Here is a 6,324-nt window from a genome sequence, read left to right on the forward strand (position 1 = left end):
GGGCCGTACGCAGTCGCGTACGGCCCCTCCGGCGTTCAAGGTCGGACAGGGTCTAGGCGCCGTCCGGGCGGCCGATGCCGAGTGCCTGCGTGGTCGTCGGGTTGACCAGCAGGACCAGCGCCGTCACGGCGATCACGGCGAGCGCGATCCCGGCCGGGATCAGCGCGCCGCTGGAGGTCAGCAGCGTCCAGGCGACCGGCAGCGCCATGATCTGGGTGGCGACCGCGGGGCCCCGGCTCCAGCCGCGCCGCAGCAGGAGTCCGCGGGCGGCGAGCAGCGGGATGGCACCGAGGGCGACGAGGGTGACACCGCCCATCACGGACTGCTGCGAGTCGTCGGGACGCCCGAGCAGCCCCATCACGAGCAGGTATCCGCCGCCGACGACGAGTGCGAGGGCTTCGAGCCCGGCGCAGGCGGCCGCGGCGGTCAGCCGGCCGGGGCGGGGGCTCGGGTCGGGGGTGTTCTGGTCGACTCTGCTCACCCCAGCAGGGTAGCCGCCGGCTCCCGACGACCGGCGGGCCCCCGGACGGCGCGCGGTCCGCCCGGGGACGGGTCAGGTGTCCATGGCCGGTAATCTCCTCCGTATGCGCGCACTCCTTGTGGTCAATCCGGCAGCAACCACCACCAGTGCCCGCACCCGCGACGTACTCATCCACGCGCTCGCCAGCGAGATGAAGCTGGAGGCGGTGACGACCGAGTACCGGGGGCACGCCCGCGATCTGGGGCGGCGTGCGGCAAACTCCGACGACATAGAGCTGGTTGTCGCCCTCGGTGGCGACGGCACGGTCAACGAGGTCGTCAACGGCCTTCTGCACGGCGGTCCGGACCCCGACAGGCTGCCGCGACTGGCCGTCGTGCCGGGCGGTTCGACGAATGTGTTCGCGCGTGCGCTGGGGCTGCCGAATGACGCCGTGGAGGCGACCGGCGCCATTCTGGACGCGCTGAGTAACCAGAGCGAACGCACTGTCGGTCTGGGACTGGCGGCCGGGACTCCGGGAACCGACGATGAATCAGTTCCGGCGCGCTGGTTCACTTTCTGCGCGGGATTGGGATTCGACGCCGGAGTGGTCGGCCGGGTCGAACAACAGCGGGAGCGCGGTAAGCGTTCGACGCACGCGCTCTATGTCCGTCAGGTGGTGCGGCAGTTCCTCGACGAACCCCATCGCCGGCGCGGCATGATCACCCTCGACCGGCCCGGTGAGAAGCCGGTGACGGACCTGGTGCTGTCGATAGTCTGCAACACCGCCCCGTACTCCTACCTGGGCAATCGTCCGCTGTACGCGTCTCCGGGAGCGTCGTTCGACACCGCTCTGGATGTGCTGGGACTGAGCAAGTTGTCGACTCCGGCGGTGGCGCGTTATGCGACGCAGCTACTCAATTCGACCCCCGATCGGGGCCCGCACGGCAGGCATGCGGTTTCCCTTCATGACCTGACCGACTTCACCTTGCAATCGAAGGTCCCACTGCCCTTCCAGATGGATGGCGACCACCTGGGACTGCGAACGAGCGTGACGTTCACAGGCGTACGCCGTGCACTGCGTGTGATTGTGTGAGTGGAAGTGGGGAAAGTCCTTTCACTCGAACGTTTAGGCTGGCATCCACCCCATGGAAGTACGGCTGTGACCGAGTCGACACCGAGGAATCAAAAAAAACTTTCCTGAAGGGGTTGTATCCGCCGCCGAGGTTTGCGAATCTCTACATGGCGCTCGGGACGGCCCGCAACACCGGCCTCCACTGAGCACCAGAACCCCTCCTCGAACCAGGACCACCCCAGCTTGTCTGGGCGTCGGCCCTTCCCTTGTCGGGGGATTCGTGAAAGCGTTCACATTCACAAGCAATCAGCACGTAACACCAAGAGAGGTAGCAGCCATGGACTGGCGTCACAACGCCGTTTGCCGCGAGGAAGACCCCGAGCTCTTCTTCCCCATCGGCAACACCGGTCCTGCGCTGCTGCAGATCGAGGAAGCCAAGGCCGTCTGCCGTCGCTGCCCCGTCATGGAGCAGTGCCTGCAGTGGGCGCTCGAGTCCGGTCAGGACTCGGGTGTCTGGGGTGGCCTCAGCGAGGACGAGCGCCGCGCGATGAAGCGCCGTGCCGCTCGCAACCGGGCGCGTAACGCGACCGCCTGAGACACCGCACCCAGCTTGAGCACGGCGGCGCGTACAGCGTGTACGCATAACCCCGCCCCCGAACCGCAGCGCGCAGTACCCCCCGATGCGCAACGTCACAGAGCTTGAGGCCGAGCCCCGGACCGTCACCACGGTCCGGGGCTCGTCGCTGTGAAAGACCTGCCGCGAAAGACCTTCGGGAGTCGGTCACTTGTGGGGGTCGGTCATTTGTGCGGCTCCACCGGGATGTCGAGGATCACCCGCGTGCCCCGCTCCTGGCCGGGAAGCATGTCGAACCCGCCGCCCAACTCCCCTTCCACCAGCGTCCGTACGATCTGCAGACCCAGGTTGCCGGCCCGTCGCGGGTCGAAGCCCTCGGGCAGTCCGCGGCCGTCGTCCTGGACGGTGATGAGCAGCCGGGCGTCCGAACGGCCCACGTCGCCGGGGCGTTTGGGACCGTTCCCGCCGCTGCGGACGGCGTGCACCTCGACCGTGCCGCGCTCCCCCGTGTCGAAGGCGTGCTCCAGCGCGTTCTGCAGGATCTCGGTGAGGACCATCGAGAGCGGAGTGGCCACTTCCGCGTCCAGAATCCCGAACCGGCCCGTTCGCCGTACCGTTTTGCCCGGTGAGATCTCCGACACCATCGCGAGCACCCGGTCGGCGATCTCGTCGAACTCCACCCGTTCGTCCAGATTCTGAGAAAGCGTCTCATGGACGATGGCGATGGAACCGACCCTCCGCACCGCCTCGTTGAGGGCCTCGCGGCCCTGTTCCGAGTCCATCCGGCGCGCTTGGAGCCTGAGGAGCGCGGCGACCGTCTGGAGGTTGTTCTTCACCCGGTGGTGGATCTCCCGGATCGTGGCGTCCTTCGTTATCAACTCGCGCTCACGTCGCCGCAGTTCGGTGACGTCACGGAGCAGGATCAGCGAACCGACCCGGGTGCCCTTCGGCTTGAGCGGGATGGCGCGCAGCTGGATGACACCGCCGGCGCTCTCCACCTCGGTCTCGCGCGGGGCGTATCCGCTGGCCAGTTTGACCAGGGCCTCGTCCACCGGACCGCGCACCGGGGCGAGTTCGTCGGTCGTCTGGCCGAGGTGATGTCCCACCAGGTCGGACGCGAGTCCCAGCCGGTGATACGCGGAGAGGGCGTTGGGGCTCGCGTACTGGACGATGCCGTCGACGTCGAGCCTGATCAGACCGTCGCCGACGCGTGGTGAGGCGTCCATGTCGACCTGCTGGCCGGGGAAGGGAAACGATCCGGCGGCGATCATCTGGGCGAGGTCGGAGGCGGACTGGAGGTAGGTCAGCTCCAGCCGGCTGGGGGTGCGGACGGTGAGGAGGTTGGTGTTGCGGGCGATGACGCCGAGGACGCGGCCCTCGCGGCGTACGGGGATCGACTCGACCCGCACCGGGACCTCCTCACGCCACTCCGGGTCGCCCTCGCGCACGATCCGGCCCTCGTCCAGCGCGGCGTCCAGGAGCGGCCTGCGGCCCCGGGGGACGAGATGGCCGACCATGTCGTCCTGGTAGGACGTGGGGCCGGTGTTGGGCCGCATCTGGGCCACGGAGACGTAGCGGGCGCCGTCGCGGGTGGGCACCCACAGGACGAGGTCCGCGAAGGACAGGTCGGAGAGCAGCTGCCACTCCGAGACCAGCAGATGGAGCCATTCGAGGTCGGACTCGGTCAGGGCGGTGTGCTGGCGTACGAGGTCGTTCATGGAGGGCACACAGGCGAGCGTACCCGTGGGGTGAACCGCGGCGGTCGGCGCGACGTGGTGCTGGGAGGGGCCGGAAAATGCCCTTCCCGATCGATGGACAGATATGAATGGTCTAGTCCACAATGCTTAGGTAAAGCTTCCGCTCTCCCCGCACAGGAGGGCGGAACGGGGTAACCGGCGCTCTCTGCCCTGACTGCGTCGATACCTCTCTCACGGCCTTCGTGGCCGTAGCAACTCCGGGCTGCGGTGCCGGACGGGCTGAGGGTCCCGTCCTGGCGCCGCGGCCCGTGGGTGTTTCCGGGGGTCCGCACGGGGGTCGGTGGCTCGGCTCGACAGGTCGGCGGGCGGCTCGGCACCTCGACAAGCCGGCGTCGGCTCAGTGGGTCTCGGTGACCTTGGCCAGCGCGCGCGGGGCGTCCGGGTCCTGGCCCCGGGCCATGGTGATCTCGTACGCCAGCTGCTGGAGCGGCAGGATCTCCAGGACCGGCTGGACCTCCTCGGCGACGCCCTCCGTAGGAAGCGCGAACCCCACCGACGCGGCGGCGACCTCGGACGCCGGCCCGACGACGCACAGGTCCGCGCCCCGGCCGCGCAGCCGTTCCAGGACCGGCTGGAGCGCCTCGCCGCCCCTGCCGTCGGTGACCACGGCGATGACGGGCGAGATGTTGTCGACCATCGCGAGCGGGCCGTGCAGCAGGTCCGCGCCGGAGTAGGCGAGTGCGGGGATGTAGCTCGTCTCCATGAGCTTGAGCGCCGCCTCCTTGGCCGTCGGGTAGCCGTAGCCGCGTGAGGTGATGACCATCCGCTCGGCGAAGCGGTAGCGGGAGGCCAGGGTGACCACCTCGTCCCTACGGGACAGGATCAGGTCCGCCAGGTCCGGCAGGACGTGCGCCGCGGCGCCGTCACCGCCGCCCAGGCCCTCGACGAGGAGGTAGAGCGACAGCAGGGAGGCCGTGTACGTCTTCGTCGCCGGAAGGGCCTTCTCCGGGCCCGCGAGGATGTCGATGTGGAACTCCGACACGGCGGCCAGGGACGAGTCGGGGTTGTTGGTGACGGCGAGCGTGATCGCGCCCGCCTCGCGCGCGGCCCGGGTGGACGCCACCAGGTCGGGCGAGCCTCCCGACTGGCTGACCGTGATCACCAGCACGTCGCGGAGGTCGGGCCGGGCGCCGAACGCTGTCGTGGTGGACATGGAGGACAGCCCGCAGGGCATGCCCCGGCGGATCTCCAGCAGGTACTTGGCGTACAGCGCGGCATGGTCGGAGGTGCCGCGCGCGGTGAGCAGGACGAAGCGCGGGGCTCGGGCGGCGATGGCGGCGGCCACCGTACGGACACGCGGCGCGCCCTCCTTGAGGATGCGGCGCAGCATCGCGGGCTGCTCGGCCATCTCGGCGGCCATCAGCCGGCCCGGCGGATCGGTCCGCGCGAGCCGTGCGGCCTCTTCGGAAGGGTTCGTCACGGACATGGCGGGTGCCTCCACATGGCTGAAGGTGACCGGGGGACGGCGCCCACGGGGCCCGGACAAGTCGACCACGGGAACGCGTTCCCCCGCCAGCGGAAGGGGGCGGTAGGGGGCCGCACCGCGCCCGCCCGCTCTGCTAGATTGGTCTATACCACGAGACTCAGAGGACTCTTACCAGATCGGCAGGCCCAGCGTGGAAGTTGTCATCGTCCAGGACGCCAAGGCGGGCGGCGAACTCATAGCGGAGACCATCGCGGACCTGCTGCGCCGTAAGCACGACGCGCTGCTCGGGGTGGCCACGGGATCCACCCCGCTGCCCATCTACCAGGCGCTGACCGCCAAGGTCCGGGCCGGCGCGGTGGACGCATCGGGCGCCCGGATCGCACAGCTGGACGAGTACGTCGGGCTGCCGGCCGGGCACCCGGAGTCGTACCGCTCGGTGGTCCTGCGCGAGGTCGTCGAGCCGCTCGGGCTCGCCGAGGACGCGTTCATGGGGCCGGACGGCGCCGCCGAGGACGTACAGGCGGCGTGCGAGGCGTACGACCTGGCGCTCGCCCAGGCCGGCGGGGTGGACCTCCAGCTGCTCGGCATCGGTACCGACGGGCACATCGGCTTCAACGAGCCGTGCTCGTCGCTGGCCTCGCGCACTCGCATCAAGACGCTGACGCGGCAGACCCGGGAGGACAACGCCCGGTTCTTCGACAGCCCGGACGAGGTCCCGCACCACGTCATCACCCAGGGCATCGGCACCATCCTGGAGGCCCGGCACCTGGTGCTGCTGGCCACGGGCGAGGGCAAGGCCGAGGCCGTGGCGCAGACCGTGGAGGGGCCGGTGGCCGCCGTCGTACCCGCGTCGGCGCTGCAACTGCACGCGCACGCCACGGTGGTGGTCGACGAGGCCGCCGCGTCCAAGCTGAAGCTCGCGGACTACTTCCGCGCCACGTACGCCGCGAAGCCGGACTGGCAGGGCATCTAGAAACCCCTGTCCCCAGGTCCACGAAGAACCTCGAAGAACGCCGGACGGACAGAACACCGGGC

At 69.7% G+C, this 6,324-nt stretch carries 6 protein-coding genes; 3 read left to right on the forward strand and 3 right to left on the reverse strand.

What is annotated here, in order from left to right:
• Positions 1 to 52: 52 nt before the first annotated feature.
• Complete coding sequence (locus ACFUN8_RS36630) at positions 53 to 481, reverse strand: hypothetical protein (RefSeq protein WP_383647565.1); 429 nt, start codon at positions 479 to 481, stop codon at positions 53 to 55.
• A gap of 103 nt (positions 482 to 584) precedes the next feature.
• Here ACFUN8_RS36630 and ACFUN8_RS36635 point away from each other — a divergent pair, with 103 nt between their 5' ends.
• Both ACFUN8_RS36635 and ACFUN8_RS36640 read left to right on the forward strand, forming a co-directional pair.
• Positions 585 to 1,553, forward strand: coding sequence for a diacylglycerol/lipid kinase family protein (locus tag ACFUN8_RS36635; protein WP_383647568.1), 969 nt, complete (start codon positions 585 to 587; stop codon positions 1,551 to 1,553).
• A gap of 316 nt (positions 1,554 to 1,869) precedes the next feature.
• Positions 1,870 to 2,127, forward strand: a complete 258-nt coding sequence (locus tag ACFUN8_RS36640; protein ID WP_004937597.1) for a WhiB family transcriptional regulator — start codon at positions 1,870 to 1,872, stop codon at positions 2,125 to 2,127.
• Between the two features lie 203 nt (positions 2,128 to 2,330).
• Here the strand turns inward: ACFUN8_RS36640 and ACFUN8_RS36645 are convergent, their stop codons facing one another.
• Positions 2,331 to 3,824: a histidine kinase N-terminal domain-containing protein gene (locus ACFUN8_RS36645; protein WP_383647577.1), complete on the reverse strand. Its 1,494-nt coding sequence runs from the start codon at positions 3,822 to 3,824 to the stop codon at positions 2,331 to 2,333.
• A gap of 376 nt (positions 3,825 to 4,200) precedes the next feature.
• Entirely contained in the window at positions 4,201 to 5,289 is a 1,089-nt protein-coding gene (locus tag ACFUN8_RS36650) for an SIS domain-containing protein (RefSeq protein WP_383647571.1), read from the reverse strand.
• Between the two features lie 190 nt (positions 5,290 to 5,479).
• Here ACFUN8_RS36650 and nagB point away from each other — a divergent pair, with 190 nt between their 5' ends.
• Positions 5,480 to 6,262, forward strand: coding sequence for a glucosamine-6-phosphate deaminase (gene nagB / locus ACFUN8_RS36655; RefSeq protein WP_383647574.1), 783 nt, complete (start codon positions 5,480 to 5,482; stop codon positions 6,260 to 6,262).
• The last annotated feature ends 62 nt before the right edge of the window (positions 6,263 to 6,324 follow it).

It is taken from the genome of Streptomyces sp. NPDC057307, from assembly GCF_042667665.1.
Classification (GTDB): Bacteria; Actinomycetota; Actinomycetes; order Streptomycetales; family Streptomycetaceae; genus Streptomyces.

Excerpts from the sequence above, each read along its gene's own strand:
- ACFUN8_RS36650 (WP_383647571.1), bottom strand. The coding sequence starts at position 5,289 with ATGTCCGTGACGAACCCTTCCGAAGAGGCCGCACGGCTCGCGCGGACC.
- ACFUN8_RS36635 (WP_383647568.1), top strand. The coding sequence starts at position 585 with ATGCGCGCACTCCTTGTGGTCAATCCGGCAGCAACCACCACCAGTGCC.
- ACFUN8_RS36645 (WP_383647577.1), bottom strand. The coding sequence starts at position 3,824 with ATGAACGACCTCGTACGCCAGCACACCGCCCTGACCGAGTCCGACCTC.
- ACFUN8_RS36640 (WP_004937597.1), top strand. The coding sequence starts at position 1,870 with ATGGACTGGCGTCACAACGCCGTTTGCCGCGAGGAAGACCCCGAGCTC.